Genomic DNA, 16259 nt, shown 5'->3' with positions numbered 1-16259 from the left:
GGGTGCAGTGGCAGTCCTGTTCTTTGTACGGAGTAATCCTTGAACTCGCCACCGAAGCGCTCGGCACCGATCTTGGTCAGTGCGGCGGTCAGCGTGGTCTTGCCGTGGTCGACGTGACCGATGGTGCCGACGTTGACGTGCGGCTTGGTGCGCTCGAACTTACCCTTGGCCATGGCTGCTTATCTCGAATTCGTCTTGGGGTGGTGCTGAAGATGGTGCTCACGAAAGGAATCGAACCTTCGACCTCTTCCTTACCAAGGAAGTGCTCTACCGACTGAGCTACGTGAGCGAGTTTTGCATTATGGCACGAACTGAAATATCTTCAAAGTTCTAAACATTCAATGGAGCGGGAGACGGGAATCGAACCCGCACAATCAGCTTGGAAGGCTGAAGTTCTACCATTGAACTACTCCCGCACCGGGAATTGCCACAACGTGAAACTACGTGAAACTGGTGGAGGGAGGTGGATTCGAACCACCGAAGGCGTAAGCCAGCAGATTTACAGTCTGCCCCCGTTGGCCGCTTGGGTATCCCTCCTTACCACCCCATGCCGTGGCGCCGAAGCGTTGCGGTGTGTGGTGGTGAGCCCGCAATTCTGCTGATCCGGCGGGGGTCTGTCAACACGTTTTTTCTTTTTTTTCACACGCTGTCGCAAACCCGTTGATACGCAAGGTTATTGACCCGGCAGCTGCAGCGCTTCGTCGTCGAAGATCGCAACATGCGGCACACCGTCCGCGCCGATCCAGCCGCGATACATGCCTTCAGTGTTGAACGGCAGCCCGACCTCACCCTTTGCAGTGAGCACGATCGCCCCGCCGTCGCCGCCCAGCGCAGGGATCATCCCGTTGATCACCTCGCGCCCTGCCTGCGCGGCGGACGCACCCGCCAGCCGCACGCGTGCGCAGATCTCGTGCGCGGCCGCGGTGCGCAGGTAGTACTCGCCCCAGCCGGTGCCGGAGACGGCACAGCCCTCGTCGGCCCAGGTCCCCGCGCCGATGACCGGCGAGTCGCCTACCCGTCCGTAGCGCTTGTTGGTCATGCCGCCGGTCGACGTGCCCGCGGCGAGCTTTCCTTCGGCATCCAGCGCGAGCGCGCCGACGGTACCGAAGTGCCTGGCGGTTTCCAGCTCCGCATGCGCCTGACCCGCCTTCTCCTCCTGCAGGGCGCGCTGCAGCTGCTGCCAGCGTTTTTCAGTGCGGAAGTAGGACGGATCGACTAGGGTGATGCCCTGTTCGGCAGCGAACGTTTCAGCCCCCTGCCCCACCATCATCACGTGCGCGGAGCGCTCCATCACCGCCTGCGCCAGCAGGATCGGGTTGCGCACGCGCTGCACGCCGGCCACCGCGCCCGCGCGGCGCGTCGCGCCGTCCATCAGCGCAGCGTCCAGCTCGTTGCGGCCGTCGTGGGTGAACACCGCACCGCGCCCCGCATTGAAGGTCGGATCATCCTCCAGCACGGTGATCGCCCGGGTCACCGCGGCCAATGCCGGGCGGCCCGCCTGCAGCTCGGCATGCCCCTGCAGCAACGCACTGCGCAGCGCCGTACGCGCGGCGCGCTCTTCTTCGGCGGACAACCTGGCGCGCTGCACCCCGGCACCGCCATGGATGACCAGCAGCGGCGCCGTTCCAGGTGCAGGTGCAGGTGCGGCCGCGGCGGCAACGGAGATCGACAACAGGGCGCACAGCATTCCCAGGCGCAGGCTCATTCGGCAACTCCCATCACACACTTGCCGACACGCTGCGCGGCGCCGCGGACATTCGCAAGTGCCGTTCGATGCCGGCGCCGGGTTCTCCACACCCGGCGTGGAGAGCGATGGGGGTTTGGTGTGGACAAGTACCGCTGAGCACCATGCCGCAGGCGTTTCGAAAGGTGGCGATTATTTGTCCAGCGCACGAGGCGGTTCTCCACACTCCACGTGGAGAGCCGTGGGGGTTTGATGTGGACAAGTACTGCTGAGCCACGCGCCGCAGGCGTTTCAGATGCTGGTCATTATTTGTCCAGGCGGAAAGAAGGCCTGGACGCGGGCGTGCTGCCACTCACTCAAGCGAGCGATGTATCCCAGCAGCGAACGGCAGAGCCGCTCCCAGCACCCACACCCCGCCGCTGCGCGGCCGCCCCTGACTCAGGGGCTCCGTCCACCAGACGTTTCAACGAGATCTACGGTAGCGCCGACCCATGGTCGGCGGAATGTTTCCGCCAAAGGCCCGCTGCGCTCGCCGACCATGGGTCGGCGCTACCACGTTTTCTTCTTGGGTGGCGGGGCGCGCGCGGACTGTCAGGGCCGGGCGGAAGGCGCTCCGCCGTTCACCCGCAGGCGAGGGCTTCCGATCGCCCCTTGCAGGATCAGACGTTGAAGCGGAAGTGCAGCACGTCGCCTTCCTGCACGCGATATTCCTTGCCTTCCAGGCGCAGGCGCCCGGCTTCCTTGGCACCGGCTTCGCCCTTGAACTTGATGAAGTCGTCATAGGCGATGGTTTCAGCGCGGATGAAGCCCTTCTCGAAATCGGTGTGGATGACCGCGGCCGCCTGCGGCGCGGTGGCGCCCTTGCGCACGGTCCACGCACGCACTTCCTTGACGCCTGCGGTGAAGTAGGTCTGCAGGCCCAGCAGCTGGTAGGCCGCGTTGATGACGCGGTTCAAGCCCGGCTCCTGCAGGCCCAGGTCGGCCAGGAAGGTGTCACGGTCTTCGTCATCCAGCTGCGACAGCTCTTCTTCGATGGCCGCCGACACCGGCACCACTTTCGCACCCTCTTCGGCCGCGCGCGCACGCACCGCATCCAGGTGCGGATTGTTCTCGAAGCCATCTTCCAGCACATTGGCGATGTACATCACCGGCTTCAGCGTCAGCAGGAACAGGTCGCGCACCAGCGCTTTTTCCTCTTCGTCCAAGCCGGCCGCACGACCGGCCTTGCCATCGGCCAGCGCCGCCTGCAGCTTGGCCAGCACCGGCTTGCGTGCCGCCGCTTCCTTGTCGCCGCCCTTGGCCGAACGCTCGGCGCGGTTCAGCGCCTTCTCCACGCTGTCCAGGTCAGCCAGCGCCAGCTCGGTATCGATGGTGTCGATGTCCGACAGCGGATCAACCTTGTTGTTGACGTGGATCACGTCGGCGTTCTCGAAGCAACGCACCACGTGGGTGATCGCATCCACTTCGCGGATGTGCGCCAGGAACTTGTTGCCCAGGCCTTCGCCGCTGGCCGCACCGGCTACCAGGCCGGCGATGTCGACGAACTCGACCGCCGTCGGGATGACCTTCTGCGGGTTGATGATCGCCGCCAGCTCGTTCAGCCGCGGATCCGGCACCGGCACGATGCCGACGTTCGGCTCGATGGTGCAGAACGGAAAGTTGGCCGCGGCGATACCTGCCTTGGTCAGCGCGTTGAACAGTGTCGACTTGCCCACGTTGGGCAGGCCGACGATTCCGCATTTGATACCCATGTTCGACAACCTTTGGGGTGAAAGTGATTGGCGAAAAAGCGCACGCGCCGTTTTGCAAATCATTTTCATCGTGCAACCGCCGAGCATGTCTCGGCGCTACCCGTCTTCGCTGGGTTACTTCGGGGTATGCAGGCGCTTCATCGCCTCGTTGAAATCCCCCTGTACTGCCAATGGCAGCACATCGATGGCATCGTCGATGGCCCGTGCGATCAGCACGTCGTCGTCCTTCGATGCCCGTCCCAGCACCCACGGCACCACGCGGTCCTTGTGGCCGGGATGGCCGATGCCCACGCGCAGGCGATGGAAGCTGCCGTGCCCGAGCAGACGGATGGTATCGCGAAGGCCGTTCTGCCCCCCGTGGCCGCCATCGAACTTCAACCGCGCCGCACCCGGCGGCAGATCCAGCTCGTCGTGTGCCAGCAGGGTTTCTTCAGGCTCGATCTTCCAGAACCGCTGCGCGGCGGTGACCGACTTGCCACTGAGGTTCATGTAGGTGGCCGGCTTCAGCAGCCAGACCGGCTGGCCTGCGATATCGACCTTGGCGGTCTCGCCGAACAGCTTGCTGTCCACGGCCCAGCGTGCGCCCGCCTTTTCGGCCAGGGCCTCCACAAAATGAAACCCAGCGTTGTGCCGGGTCCGGGCGTGCTCGGCGCCTGGGTTCCCCAGGCCGACGATCAGTCGCAATCCTGCCATTGTCTCTTCCTGTTACGGCCTGCCAGCGCTGCCGGCAGGTACGGCGCCCGTCCCGGGGGACAGGCGCCGCAACGGCATTACTCTGCGGCTTCTGCGTCTTCGGCAGCGTCGGCAGCGTCTTCCTTGCCGTGCTTGGCGGTGACCACGGCATCGTCGTGATCCTTGCCCAGCGCCAGCGCCGGCAGCTCAACGCCCTTCGGCAGCTTGAGGTCGGACAGATGGATCACGCCACCGGCTTCCAGGGCGCCCAGGTCGACTTCAATCGACTCCGGCAGATCCTTCGGCAGGCAGGACACGGTCACTTCCTTCACTTCGTGGGTGACCACGATGTCCGAAGCCTTGCCAGCCGGCGAGGTTTCTTCGTTGATGAAGTGCAGCGGCACCGAAGCGGTCAGGACTTCGTTCTCGTTCACGCGCAGGAAATCCAGGTGCAGGATCAGCTGCTTGAACGGGTGGCGCTGCATGTCACGCAGCAGCACGCGCTCGACCTTGCCATCGAGGTTCAGGTCCAGGATGGACGAGTAGAACCAATCGTTGTACTGGGCCAGCCAGATTTCATTGTGGTCAAGGCTGATGGCGACCGGCTCGGCGTTGCCGCCGTAGACGATCGCCGGGATCACGCCAGCGTGACGCAGGCGGCGGCTCGCACCCTTGCGCTGCAGTTCACGCTTGGTGACCTTGATTTCATGGGTCTTGGACATTTTCTACTACCTGTTGGGTGCCCTGCCGTGTGGCGGGGCGGATGAAGGCACTTCCGCGACCAGAAGTGCCCTTGGAGTTCCCTGCCGTTACCGGCCGGAACGAAAAAAAATCAATCCACGTACAACGAGCTGACCGATTCACCGAAGGCGATGCGGCGCATCGTTTCGGCCAGCATTTCCGCCACGCTGAGCTGGCGGATCTTGCTGCAGACCCGCGCGGCGTCCTTCAGCGGGATGGTGTCGGTCACCACCAGCTCATCGAGCTGGGAATTGGTGATGTTGTCCACCGCCGGGCCGGACAGCACCGCGTGGGTGCAGTACGCCGCGACCTTGAGCGCGCCGCGCGCCTTCAGGGCAGCAGCAGCAGCGCACAGCGTGCCGGCGGTATCGACGATGTCATCGACCATCACGCAGGTCTTGCCTTCGACGTCACCGATGATGTTCATCACGGTGGACACGTTGGCGCGCGGACGGCGCTTGTCGATGATCGCCAGATCGGCATCGTCCAGGCGCTTGGCGACGGCGCGCGCACGCACCACGCCACCTACGTCCGGGGACACCACGATCAGGTTTTCGGTGCCGTAGGCGCGCCAGATATCGGCAAGCAGCAGCGGCGAGGCGTACACATTGTCCACCGGGATATCGAAGAAGCCCTGGATCTGGTCGGCATGCAGGTCCACGGTCAACACCCGATCGGCACCGGCGGTGCTGAACATCTTCGCCGCCAGCTTGGCGGTGATCGGCACGCGCGAAGACCGCATGCGGCGATCCTGGCGCGAGTAGCCGAAGTACGGCACTACCGCGGTGACGCTGGCCACCGATGCGCGCTTGAGCGCGTCGATCAGCACCAGCAGCTCCATCAGATTCTCTGCGCTGGGCGCACTGGTCGGCTGGATCACGAAGACGTCCTGCTTGCGGACGTTCTCTTCGATTTCGACCTGCACTTCACCATCGGAGAAGTGCGACACCAACGCCTTGCCCGGACGCACGCCCAGTTCCTTGCAGATGTTCTGTGCGAGGCGTTTGTTGGCGTTGCCGGAAAAGACCAGCAGGTTGGGCGAATCTTGCATCATGATTGTCTCGGGCGGGGGCGAGTGGCGGAGATCGGGTTACCCCAGGCGCCCGAAGGCCCCTGCGGCTGATTGCACCACGGCATTTCCACGTCCCGCGCAGACAGCTGCGCTGGTTGGCGCGGACCAAGCCGCAAGTGGCAGGGGCGGGAGGATTCGAACCTCCGAATGCCAGGATCAAAACCTGGTGCCTTGGGCCTCTTGGCGACGCCCCTGCATCAAATGAATCAGTTACGCTCGAGTGCATCCAGCAGTGGTGACCGGCCAACGCCTGCCACCACCCACGCCCGCAACTCCTTGGACAACCCCGCCCTGCCCGCCTGCGCAGCCTGCTGCGAAGGGAACTCGACGAAGCACCCACTTCCCGACCCTGTCAGCCGCGCCGTGCCGATGTTGCTCAACGCAGCAAGCACGGCCTCTACGGCAGGCTCGCGGCGGCGCAGCACCGGCTCGAACGCATTGCCGGACAGGTATCCGGAAACGAAGTCCTCTATTTTCGCCATTGGACTGTCGCGCGTCAAATCCGGATCCGCAAACAGCGCCGGAGTGGGCACGTGGACCCCGGGATCTGCGATCACATACCACGCCGGCGGCAGCTCGATGGGGGTCAACTGCTCCCCTATGCCCTCGGCCCAGGCGTTGTGCCCGCGCACGAAAACCGGCACATCCGCACCCAGCTGCAGGCCCAGTGCGGCCAGCGCATCCGGGCCCAGCCCGGTGTGCCACAGCTGGTTCAATGCCACCAGGACGGTCGCCGCATCGGACGACCCGCCGCCGAAGCCGCCGCCCGCCGGAACGTGCTTTTCAACGATGATGTCAACACCTTCGACGATTTTGCACGACGCCTGCAGCAACAGCGCCGCGCGCACGGCGAGGTCATCGGCCTCCGCCACGCCGGGCAGTGAGGCGCCTTGGCGACGCACCTGCCCGTCCTGGCGCAGGCGAAGTCCGATCCGGTCACCCCAGTCCAGCAGCCGGAACACGGTCTGCAGCTGGTGGTAGCCATCGGCGCGACGGCCGGTGATGTTGAGGAACAGATTCAGCTTTGCCGGAGCCGGCCACCAGGACCAGCCATCGGCGTCATCATGCGACGGATTCATGGGCCGGCCGCGCCCCACTGGTCGACCACCAGGCGTACCTTGGCGTCGCCCTTGCTGGCTTCGATACGCCGCGGCAGCGACTGTCGGCCATCCTGCGCCGGGTACCAGTCCAGGTAATCCACCTGCCATCCGGCCTGGCGCAGCTGGCGCGGTCGCCCTTCGGCGTCGCGCTGCAGAGCGGCTTCGCCGCTGCCTTCCAGCACCAGTCCACGGGTCCAGTCCGGCAATTGGTTGACCGGGATGTCCCAGCCGGTCGCCTCGAGCAGGACAGCCTGCGCATCGGCGCCCTCGCGCGGGCCACCGTCCAGTCCTTCCAGCCGGCCGCCGCCCTGCGTGGCGTCACCCTGAAGGCGCCAGCTCTGCCGGGTCACCGGGGCACTGAGTTGGACCTGGTAGGCACTGCCCTGCTGGTCCCATTCAATGCGGCCACTGCCGCCGTTCTTTCCCTTGCTGACCGCCACCCGGCCCTGGAACGCCCAGTCCGGCTGGGCCCGCAGCGCCTGCACGCGTGCTGCTTCGGCACGTTCGGCAGCGGGGGACACGCTGTAGGCCACGTCCGGCACCGGGGTCTTCTGCGAGCCGACCGAGGTACAGGCGGCCAGCGCCAGGGTGACCGTTGCCAGCAGCAACGGCCGGGTCATCGAATGGATCATGGCTTGAAGGTCTCACGGACGCGCTGCAGCGCGCGGTTGTCGGGATCCAGCTTGGCGGCTTCGTCGAAGTAGCGCCGCGCCTCGTCCTGGCGGCCCATCACCCACAGCACTTCGCCCAGGTGCACGGCGATCTCGGCATCCTTTGCCAGCCCATAGGCGCGGCGCAGCTGCACCAGCGCCTCCTCGTTGCGGCCCAGCCGATACAGCACCCAACCGTGGCTGTCGATGATGGCCGGGTTGTCCGGCTCAGCCACGCGGGCGCGGTCGATCAGCTCCAACGCCTCCTGGTAGCGGTGGGTGCGGTCGGCCAGGGTGTAGCCCAGGGCATTCAATGCGGCGACATTTTCCGGTTCGGTGACCAGCACTTTGCGCAGGTCGGCTTCCGCACGCGGGATGTCATCACGACGCTCCCAGGCCAGGGCGCGCGCATACAACAGCGCGTTCTCGTCGGGATAGGCGGCCAGCCCGCGCGCCAGCGCGTCCAGCTCGCCGGCCTCGTCGCCTGCGCGCAGGCGCAGCTCGGCTTCCAGCAGATAGGCGTCGCGGCGCGCTTCTTCGGCCAGCACCGCATCGGACTGCACCGCACGGACTTCTTCCAGTGCCTTGGCCTGGTTGCCCAGCAGGCCCTGCGCATTGGCCGCGCGCAGGCGTGCTTCGCTCAGCTCATCGCCGCCGGGCACGCTGTGGTACCAGTCCACCGCCTCCTGGTAGCGCTTGAGGTATTCGGCGATCTTGCCCAGCAGCAGGCGCTGCGCCGGATCGGGCTTGCTGGCCGCACGCGACAGCTCGGCGTACAGCGCGGTCAACGCAGTGGCGTCGTCCTGCTTGGCCAGCAGCGAGGCGCGCATGCCGTAGGTCTGGGTGTCCTGCGGGCCGCTGGACAGTACGCGCTCGGCGGCCACCGTCTCGTTCATGCCGTCGTAGGCGATGGCCACGGCATTGCGCAGGTCCACGCTGGTGCGGGTCTGCGGCTCCAGCGCCTGCAGCACTACCACAGCCTCCGCCTTGCGCCCGGTCTGCTGCAACTGGCTGGCGCGCAGCAAGGCCACGCGCGGATCCTGCGGGAACCGGCGCACCACTTCGTCGACCATGCGCTGGGCCAGCTCGGGCTTGTCCATGCGCATCGCCAAGCGGCCGAATTCCTGCCAGATCTCGATCCGGTTGGGGATCGCATCGGCCTGGACCAGCGCCTCGAGTACCTGCGCCGGCACCCCCGGATCGCGCCCGCCACCGACCAGCGCGGCCAGGGTGAAGCGCCAGCCTTCCTCGCCGGGCGCGGCCAGCAACGCCTTCAGTTCAGTGGTCGCACGCTCCGGCTTGCCCTGGCGCATGGCCAGCGCCGCAGCGGCGCTGCGCATCGACAGCGAGCGCGGTGCGCGCTGCTGCCACAGCGCCAGCGCCTGCGCGGCACGGGCGTCATCATTGGCCAGCATGGCGATCCGGGTGGCCCGTTCGGCCAGTCCGGCGTCACCGTCACTGGCCTGCGCGGCGAGCAGGTACTGCGCGGCCGAGTCGGGCAGTTTGCCCGCCTGCAGAGCGAATTCGCCTACCAGCGCGGGCTCCAGCGACGGCTCCTGGCCCCGTTCGGCCTGGTCCAGCACGCGGGCGACGGAAGGGGCTGCCAGCGCGTCGCCAGCCATCAGGCTGAGCAGCAGAACACTGGAGATGCGAATCAATGCGGGCATCGACGGCATTGGGGCCTTAAAATGTGTGCCTATGGCCAGCAGCTTATCGCAAGCAACTGAACAATGACCCTGTGGGTGCTCGGACTGAATCACCAGACCGCACCGGTGGACCTGCGCGAACGCGCAGCCTTCGCCGGTGACGCCCTGCCGCGCGCGCTCGGTTCGTTGCGCAATACCCCGCAGATCGCCGAGGCGGTGCTGCTGTCCACCTGCAACCGCACCGAACTGTATGCGGTGGCCGACTCCGAGACCGCTCTGAACCAGTGGCTGCAGGGCCAGGCCGGCGACCTGCAGGGCTATCTGTACCAGCACGCCGACGCCGATGCGGTGCGCCACCTGTTCCGGGTCGCCACCGGGCTGGATTCGATGGTGCTGGGTGAACCGCAGATCCTGGGCCAGGTGAAGGACGCCTGGTCGGTGGCCCGCGAACATGGCCTGCTCGGCCAGCGCCTGGACCGGCTGTTCCAGCAGACCTTCTCGGTGGCCAAGCGCGCGCGGACCGATACCCAGGTCGGCGCCAACCCGGTCTCGGTAGCTTCTGCCGCGGTGCGGCTGGCGCAGAATTCCTTTGCGCGGCTGGACGATTCCACCGTGTTGCTGGTCGGCGCCGGGGAAACCATCGAGCTGGCCGCGCGCCACCTCAGCGATGGCAAGGTGCGCCGCCTGCTGATCGCAAACCGTACTTTGGCCCACGCCCAGGACCTGGCCAGCCGGCATGGTGGCGTGGCCTTGCCGCTGGCCGAGCTGGACCGTCATCTTGCCGAAGCGGACATCGTGTTTTCCGCCACGGCCGCACGTGAGCCGGTGATCCACCGCGAGGCCGTCGCCACCGCGCTGCGCACCCGTCGGCACAAGCCGATGCTGCTGTTCGACCTGGCCGTGCCGCGCGACATCGAAGCCAGCGTGGCCAGCCTGGACGACGCCTTCCTGTATACGGTGGACGACCTGGAGCGGGCGGTGGAAGACAACCGCCGCAGCCGCCGCGAAGCCGCCGCCGAAGCCGAAGCGATCATCGAACTGCAGGTCGCGCGCTTCGTGGAAACCCAGCAGGCCGGCACCCACCACGCCCCGCTCAGGCAGCTGCGCGCGTTCGGCGAGACCACCCGCGCGGAAATGCTCGAGCGCGCGCGGGCACAGCTGGCCAACGGCAAGCCGGCCGATGAAGTGCTGGAACTGCTCGCCCATGGCCTGACCAACCGCTTGCTGCACCCGCCCACCGCTGCCCTGCGCGCCGCCGCGCTGAGCGGAGATGCCGACCTGACCCGCGCCGCCGAGCGCCTGTTCCCGGCGCAGCCGGGATACCACCATCCTGCCGTGAGACCCGATGACGCCGACCCTGCGCCGTAAGCTTGAAGCGCTGGCCGAGCGCCGCGAAGAACTCGAACGCCTGCTTTCCGACCCCAGCGTGGTGGCCGACAACAAGCGCTTCCGCGATCTTTCGCGCGAGTTCGCCCAGCTGGAACCGGTTGCCACCGCGCTGGCCGAAGAGCGCCGCGCCAAGGACGACCTGGCCGCCGCCGAGGCGATGCGCGCCGACCCGGACCTGCGTGAGCTGGCCGAGGAAGAAGTCGAGGCCGCGCAGGCCCGCCTGGCGCAGCTGGACCAGGACCTGGCCCTGCTGCTGGTGCCGCGCGACCTGCGCGACGAAGGCAACCTGTTCCTGGAAGTGCGCGCCGGCACCGGCGGCGACGAAGCGGCGATCTTCGCCGGCGATCTGTTCCGCATGTACGCGCGCTACGCCGAGCGCCAGGGCTGGAAAGTCGAGATCGAATCGGACAGCCCGGGCGAGCACGGCGGCTACAAGGAAGTGGTGGCCCGGGTGGTCGGGCGCGGCGCGTTCTCGCGACTGAAATTCGAATCCGGCACGCATCGGGTGCAGCGGGTGCCCGCCACCGAATCGCAGGGCCGCATCCATACCTCGGCGGCCACGGTGGCGATCATCCCTGAAGCCGATGAAATCGACGAGGTGCAGATCAATCCGGCCGACCTGCGGGTGGATACGTTCCGTTCCTCCGGCGCCGGTGGCCAGCACGTCAACAAGACCGAATCGGCCATCCGCATCACCCACGTCCCGACCGGGGTAGTGGTGGAATGCCAGACCGAACGCAGCCAGCACGCCAACCGCGACAAGGCGATGAAGCGCCTGAAGGCGCAGCTGCTGGATGCCGAACGTTCGCGCCAGGACGCAGCGCAGGCGGCGTCGCGGCGCCTGCAGGTCGGCAGCGGCGACCGCAGCCAGCGCATCCGCACCTACAGCTTCCCGCAGGGCCGCATCACCGACCACCGCGTGGAAGGGCTGACTCTGTACGACCTGCCCAACGTGATGGCCGGCGACATGGATGCACTGCTGCAGCGGCTGTCGCAGGAACACCAGGCCGATGCGCTGGCCCAGCTGGCCGCGTCGGCCTGATCGATGCAGCCCGCCAGCCAGCGCCAGCAGTTGCAGCAGGCGGTACGCCGCCAGCCGACGGACTTCATCGCCTGGGTGATGCTGGCCGATGCCGAACTGGAAGCCGGTGACCTGGCAGCGGGCGAACAGGCCGCGCGGCGTGCCCTGCAGCTGCGCCCGCGGCATCCCGAGGCGCTGGCCCGGCTGGGCCGGGTGGCGTGGATGGCCGGCGCGCACGGCGATGCCGCGCAGCTGCTCGGCGAGGCCGCGGCCAGTGCGCCGCAGCACCCCGGCATTGCGTTGTGGCTCGGCCACGCACTGGAAGATGCCGGCGATGCCGAGGGCGCTGCCGATGCCTACCGGCGTGCCCACGCGCTGCTGCCCGATGAGCCCTACATCGCCGCGCAGCGGCTGGCCTGGCAGCGCCGCCTGTGCGACTGGCAGGACGTTGATGCGCTGTCACGGCAGGTCCGCGATGCCGTGGCCGGCGGCCGTGGCGCGGTGGAACCGTTCGCCTTCCTCAGCGAGGATGCCAGCGCCGCCGAGCAGCTGGCCTGTGCGCGGCTGCGCGCGGCGCAGTTCAGCGGCGTGCGGCCGTTGCCGCCGGCCTCGGTGCGGCCACGCGGCCCGCTGCGGATCGGCCTGCTGTCCAACGGCTTCGGCGCGCATCCCACCGGCCTGCTGACCGTGGCGGTGTTCGAACAACTGCGGCAGGACACGGCACTGGACATCCATCTGTTCGCGCTCGACCGCGACGCTGGCAGCCCGATCCGCCAGCGTCTGCGCGCGGCCACCCGCCTGCACGACGTGGCGGGCCTGCGGCATGCCGACGTGGCCGCACGGATCCGTGCCGAAGGCATCGACGTGCTGTTCGACCTGCGCGGCTGGGGCGGTGGCGGCGTACCGGAAGTGCTGGCCCTGCGTCCGGCCCCGGTGCAGGTCAACTGGCTCGCGTATCCGGGCACCTCCGGTGCACCGTGGATGGACGTGGTGCTGGCCGACGACTTCGTGCTGCCGGCCACGCTGGAGGCGTACTTCAGCGAGCGCGTCGTGCGCCTGCCGCGAGCCTTCCAGCCATCGGACAACACCCGCGCGCTGCAGCCAGCACCGTCGCGTGCCGCGTGCGGCCTGCCGGAACACGGCGTGGTGTTCTGCTGTTTCAACAACAGCTACAAATTGAATCCGCGCAGCATGGCGCGGGCCTTCCAGGTCCTGCAGGGCGTGCCCGGCAGCTTGCTGTGGCTGCTGTCCGGGCCGGGCCGCGCCGATGCCCGCCTGCGTGATGCAGCGCGCGCGGCCGGGGTGGATCCGGTGCGGCTGGTGTTCATGGCCAAGCTGCCGCATGCGCAGTACCTCGCCCGCTACGCGCTGGCCGACCTGTTCCTGGATACCCATCCGTACAACGCGCACACCACCGCCTCGGATGCGCTCTGGGCCGGCTGCCCGGTGCTGACCTGCCCCGGCGATACCTTCGCCGCGCGCGTGGCCGGCAGCTTGAACCACCACCTCGGCCTGCATGCGATGAACGTGGCCGACGATGCCGCCTTCATCACCCGCGCCACGGCGTTGGGCAATGACCCCGCCGCGCTGGCGCAGCTGCGCATGCAGTTGGCCCAGGCACGTGCCGGCAGTGGCCTGTTCGACATGGCCGGCTTCGCTGCGGACCTGTCCCGGATGCTGCAACAGCTGGCCAGCGAACGGGGCTGGCAGGGCGCGCACACCGCCTGAACCGCGCACGCGGCACACTGGGCCTTCCACCCAACGGGAGCCTTCGATGGCAAAGCTGAAGCGCAAGGCCTACGAGGCCCTGCTGGAACCGATGCAGTTGGAACTGGCCACCATGGCGCGCTGGGTGCAGCTGACCGGCCAGCGCGTGCTGGTGCTGTTCGAGGGGCGCGACACCGCGGGCAAAGGCGGCGCCATCCAGGCCATCAGCCAGCACCTCAACCCCCGCCAGTGCCGGGTGGTCGCACTGCCCAGGCCGACCGACCGCGAAGCCACCCAGTGGTACTTCCAGCGCTATGCCAGCCATCTGCCAGCGGCCGGCGAGATCGTGCTGATGGACCGCAGCTGGTACAACCGCGCCGGCGTGGAACGGGTGATGGGCTACTGCAGCGACGCGCAGTACCGGCAGTTCCTGCAGCAGGCGCCGGTGTTCGAACAACTGCTGGTGGACGACGGCATCCTGCTGTTCAAGTACTGGCTGGCGGTGGACCAGGCGCAGCAGGAGGAACGTTTCGCCGAGCGCCATGCCAATCCGCTGAAGGGCTGGAAGCTGTCACCGGTGGACCTGCAGTCGCGCGACAAGTACGAGGCTTACACCCAGGCCCGCGAGGCCATGCTGCAGGCGACCCACCGTACCCATGCGCCGTGGACGCTGGTGGATTTCAACGACCAGCGCACGGGTCGGCTGACCCTGGTCCGCGACCTGCTGGACCGCCTGCCCGATACCCATGTCGACGAAGCGCTGCCCGAGCTGCCGAAGCTGAAAGGCAAGCTGCACCGCGAGCACTACGCGCTGCTGGCGCCGATCGATGTTTTCCCGATCGACTGAGTACAGCGGGGGCCCGGTAGCTGACGGTGGGTGACGACCGTTGGTCGTCACGCCCCCCCTCACTCCCCGGGCTTACTTGCCGGCAATGCGCGCTTCGATATCCGCCGCCGTGACCGGACCCACGAACGAATGCACCACCTTGCCCTGCGGGTCCACCAGGTGGGTCAGCGGCAGGCCACGCGGGGTAGCGAAGTCGGCCGGCGGATCGTACGGGTCGACGATGGCGATCGGATAGGTCACCGGCCGTTCCTTCAGGAAGGCCTGCATGTCCGCCGGTTCGATTTCCTCATACGCCAGCCCGACCACTTCGATCTCGCTGCGCATCGCGTGCAGCGCGGACAGCTCCGGCATCTCCTTGCGGCAGGGAGCGCACCAGGTGGCCCAGAAGTTCACCACCACCCACTTGCCGCGGTGCGCGGCCAGATCATACTCGGCGCCGTCCACGGTCTTGACCTTCAGGGCCGGGAACTCGGCCGTGACCCGCTCTGCAGGCGCTGCACCATCGGCTGCGCCCAGTGCCGCATCCGGGTCGGCGGCAGGCGCTGGCGTGGCTGCGTCGGCAGCAGGCGGCGCGGCGGCCGGTGCGGTGGCAGCAGGTTCGGCGGCCGGCTTGCAGGCGGCCAAGAGAACGGACAGGGTGACGACCAACAACGTGCATCTCATCGGGGCGTATCTCCGGGGGGATAGATGTCGCTGACGCGACGCTTGAGTTTCTCACGCAGTGGCAGGCGCAGTTCGTCCAGCGCCGCCAGCGCAGCCTGGCCCAGGCTGTCCTGGCGATAGGGCAGGTGCGCTTCGGCCACCGGGATGCGCAGCTGGGTGGACTCGTACAGGTCGGCCAAGGTCAACTGCTCCAGGTCACGCGCCAGCATCCACTCACCGTTCTCGACGCGGCGCAGCAGCGCGATCCGCTCCATGTCGCACAGCAACTGCTGCAGCAGCGAGTCGGTCATCATCGGCTCGTGCTGCAGGATTTCGTCGTCCTCCAGTCCCTTGCCCAACGCGCGCGCCTGCTGGAAGCGTCCGAGCAGGCGCAGCAGGGCGTAGAACTCATACCCTTGCGGCAGGCGCAGTTCCGCCGGCTGGTAGCGGAAGGCGGCCATCGAAGAGGCCAGGGAAGCGCCCAGCAACACCGCCACCCAGCACAGGTAGATCCACAGCAGCAGGATAGGCACGAAGGCGACGGTGCCGTACAGCTTCTGGTAGGACTGGAAGCTGCCCAGGTAGGCGCCGATGCCCCACTTCACCAGTTCCAGCAGGATCGCCGCCAGGATCGCACCGGGCACCGCATGCTTCCATTTGACCGTGTGGTGCGGCACCACGCGGTACACCAGCGTGATGCACACGAACTCGATCAGCACCGGGGCCAGCCGCAGCGAGAAATCAGCCAGCCACCGTCCTTCCTGGGTACCGAACAGCGGCAGCGCGAACACCCGCGCCGAGACGGCCAGCGAGGCCGCCGCCAACATCGCACCAAGGGTCAACACGGTCCAGTAAACCAGGAAGCGGGTCAGCTTGGGCCGCGACGATCCCACCCGCCAGATCTGGTTGAAGGTTTCTTCCACGCTGTTGAGCGTGATCAGCAGCGAGATCACCAGCGCGATGAAGCCGGCGGCGGTGAGTTGGCCGGCGCTGGCGCTGAACTGTCGCAGGTAGCCTTCTGCCGCACGCGCCGCGCTGGGCACGAAGTTGGAGAACACGTAATCGCTGAGCTGGTCGCTCCAGCGATCGAACACCGGGAAGGCGGACAGCACGCCGAACACCACGATGGCCAGCGGCACCAGGGCGAACACGGTGGTGTAGGCCAGCGCGGCAGCGGCCTGGAACAGGCGGTCATCAAGGAAGCGCCGCCACAGGAAACGGCCGAAGCTGGCTGCGCGAGGACGGTCGCGCGCGCGCTCCATCCATAGATTGATCGTGTTCAACGGTTCCATCGGCGCAAGGGTACCCGATGCAGGATCGCCGCAGGATAGCCATAC

At 67.4% G+C, this 16259-nt stretch carries 15 protein-coding genes and 4 tRNA genes; 4 read left to right on the top strand and 15 right to left on the bottom strand.

The window, feature by feature from the left end:
• The 13 genes from ACI2JH_RS15290 to ACI2JH_RS15230 all read right to left on the bottom strand — a co-directional run.
• Window positions 1-173 (bottom strand): GTP-binding protein (locus ACI2JH_RS15290; RefSeq protein WP_404736613.1); only part of this gene is annotated, 173 nt, incomplete at its 3' end.
• Between the two features lie 40 nt (window positions 174-213).
• Window positions 214-289, bottom strand: a tRNA-Thr gene (locus ACI2JH_RS15285).
• 53 nt (window positions 290-342) lie between these two features.
• Window positions 343-416, bottom strand: a tRNA-Gly gene (locus ACI2JH_RS15280).
• Window positions 417-451: 35 nt separating this feature from the next.
• Window positions 452-537: transfer RNA gene (locus tag ACI2JH_RS15275), tRNA-Tyr, on the bottom strand.
• Window positions 538-673: 136 nt separating this feature from the next.
• The gene (locus ACI2JH_RS15270; RefSeq protein WP_404736611.1) at window positions 674-1705 is read right to left on the bottom strand and encodes an isoaspartyl peptidase/L-asparaginase family protein; all 1032 of its coding nucleotides are present in this window, start codon (window positions 1703-1705) and stop codon (window positions 674-676) included.
• Window positions 1706-2343: 638 nt separating this feature from the next.
• The gene (ychF, locus tag ACI2JH_RS15265) at window positions 2344-3435 is read right to left on the bottom strand and encodes a redox-regulated ATPase YchF (protein ID WP_042614858.1); all 1092 of its coding nucleotides are present in this window, start codon (window positions 3433-3435) and stop codon (window positions 2344-2346) included.
• A 114-nt stretch (window positions 3436-3549) separates the two neighbouring features.
• Window positions 3550-4128, bottom strand: coding sequence for an aminoacyl-tRNA hydrolase (gene pth / locus ACI2JH_RS15260; protein WP_404736610.1), 579 nt, complete (start codon window positions 4126-4128; stop codon window positions 3550-3552).
• Window positions 4129-4205: 77 nt separating this feature from the next.
• The gene (locus tag ACI2JH_RS15255) at window positions 4206-4829 is read right to left on the bottom strand and encodes a 50S ribosomal protein L25/general stress protein Ctc (RefSeq protein ID WP_042614860.1); all 624 of its coding nucleotides are present in this window, start codon (window positions 4827-4829) and stop codon (window positions 4206-4208) included.
• Window positions 4830-4939: 110 nt separating this feature from the next.
• On the bottom strand, window positions 4940-5899 hold the full coding sequence (locus ACI2JH_RS15250) for a ribose-phosphate diphosphokinase (protein WP_042614861.1): 960 nt from the start codon (window positions 5897-5899) through the stop codon (window positions 4940-4942).
• Between the two features lie 138 nt (window positions 5900-6037).
• A tRNA-Gln gene (locus tag ACI2JH_RS15245) sits at window positions 6038-6114 on the bottom strand.
• A 12-nt stretch (window positions 6115-6126) separates the two neighbouring features.
• The gene (gene ispE / locus ACI2JH_RS15240) at window positions 6127-6999 is read right to left on the bottom strand and encodes a 4-(cytidine 5'-diphospho)-2-C-methyl-D-erythritol kinase (RefSeq protein ID WP_101099656.1); all 873 of its coding nucleotides are present in this window, start codon (window positions 6997-6999) and stop codon (window positions 6127-6129) included.
• Window positions 6996-7652, bottom strand: a complete 657-nt coding sequence (gene lolB, locus ACI2JH_RS15235) for a lipoprotein insertase outer membrane protein LolB (RefSeq protein WP_182657524.1) — start codon at window positions 7650-7652, stop codon at window positions 6996-6998. The genes ispE and lolB overlap by 4 nt, the downstream gene beginning before the upstream one ends.
• On the bottom strand, window positions 7649-9337 hold the full coding sequence (locus ACI2JH_RS15230; protein ID WP_182657525.1) for a tetratricopeptide repeat protein: 1689 nt from the start codon (window positions 9335-9337) through the stop codon (window positions 7649-7651). Before ACI2JH_RS15230 ends, lolB begins: the two co-directional genes overlap by 4 nt.
• 63 nt (window positions 9338-9400) lie before the next feature.
• Here ACI2JH_RS15230 and hemA point away from each other — a divergent pair, with 63 nt between their 5' ends.
• Genes hemA through ppk2 form a run of 4 tightly spaced genes read left to right on the top strand, consistent with a single transcriptional unit; the run spans window position 9401 to window position 14280 of the window.
• Window positions 9401-10684 (top strand): glutamyl-tRNA reductase, encoded by a 1284-nt coding sequence (gene hemA / locus ACI2JH_RS15225; protein WP_101099646.1) that lies wholly within the window; start codon window positions 9401-9403, stop codon window positions 10682-10684.
• Window positions 10662-11747 carry a peptide chain release factor 1 gene (prfA, locus tag ACI2JH_RS15220; RefSeq protein ID WP_101099645.1) on the top strand — a complete coding sequence of 362 codons (1086 nt, stop codon included), beginning with the start codon at window positions 10662-10664 and terminating at the stop codon, window positions 11745-11747. Before hemA ends, prfA begins: the two co-directional genes overlap by 23 nt.
• A gap of 3 nt (window positions 11748-11750) precedes the next feature.
• Window positions 11751-13454, top strand: a complete 1704-nt coding sequence (locus ACI2JH_RS15215; protein WP_404736609.1) for a tetratricopeptide repeat protein — start codon at window positions 11751-11753, stop codon at window positions 13452-13454.
• 46 nt (window positions 13455-13500) lie between these two features.
• On the top strand, window positions 13501-14280 hold the full coding sequence (ppk2, locus tag ACI2JH_RS15210) for a polyphosphate kinase 2 (protein WP_404736608.1): 780 nt from the start codon (window positions 13501-13503) through the stop codon (window positions 14278-14280).
• A gap of 72 nt (window positions 14281-14352) precedes the next feature.
• On the opposite strand, the gene ACI2JH_RS15205 is transcribed toward ppk2, so the two are convergent.
• Window positions 14353-14943 carry a TlpA disulfide reductase family protein gene (locus ACI2JH_RS15205; protein WP_182657528.1) on the bottom strand — a complete coding sequence of 197 codons (591 nt, stop codon included), beginning with the start codon at window positions 14941-14943 and terminating at the stop codon, window positions 14353-14355.
• A complete protein-coding gene (locus tag ACI2JH_RS15200) occupies window positions 14940-16214 on the bottom strand; it encodes a YihY family inner membrane protein (protein ID WP_101099641.1) in 1275 nt (424 codons plus the stop codon). The genes ACI2JH_RS15205 and ACI2JH_RS15200 overlap by 4 nt, the downstream gene beginning before the upstream one ends.
• Between the last annotated feature and the right edge of the window lie 45 nt (window positions 16215-16259).

Source organism: Stenotrophomonas sp. NPDC078853 (assembly GCF_044901215.1).
Lineage (GTDB): Bacteria > Pseudomonadota > Gammaproteobacteria > Xanthomonadales > Xanthomonadaceae > Stenotrophomonas > Stenotrophomonas lacuserhaii.
Note: the sequence above shows the minus strand (reverse complement) of the source record. Positions and strands in the feature narration are given on the sequence as shown.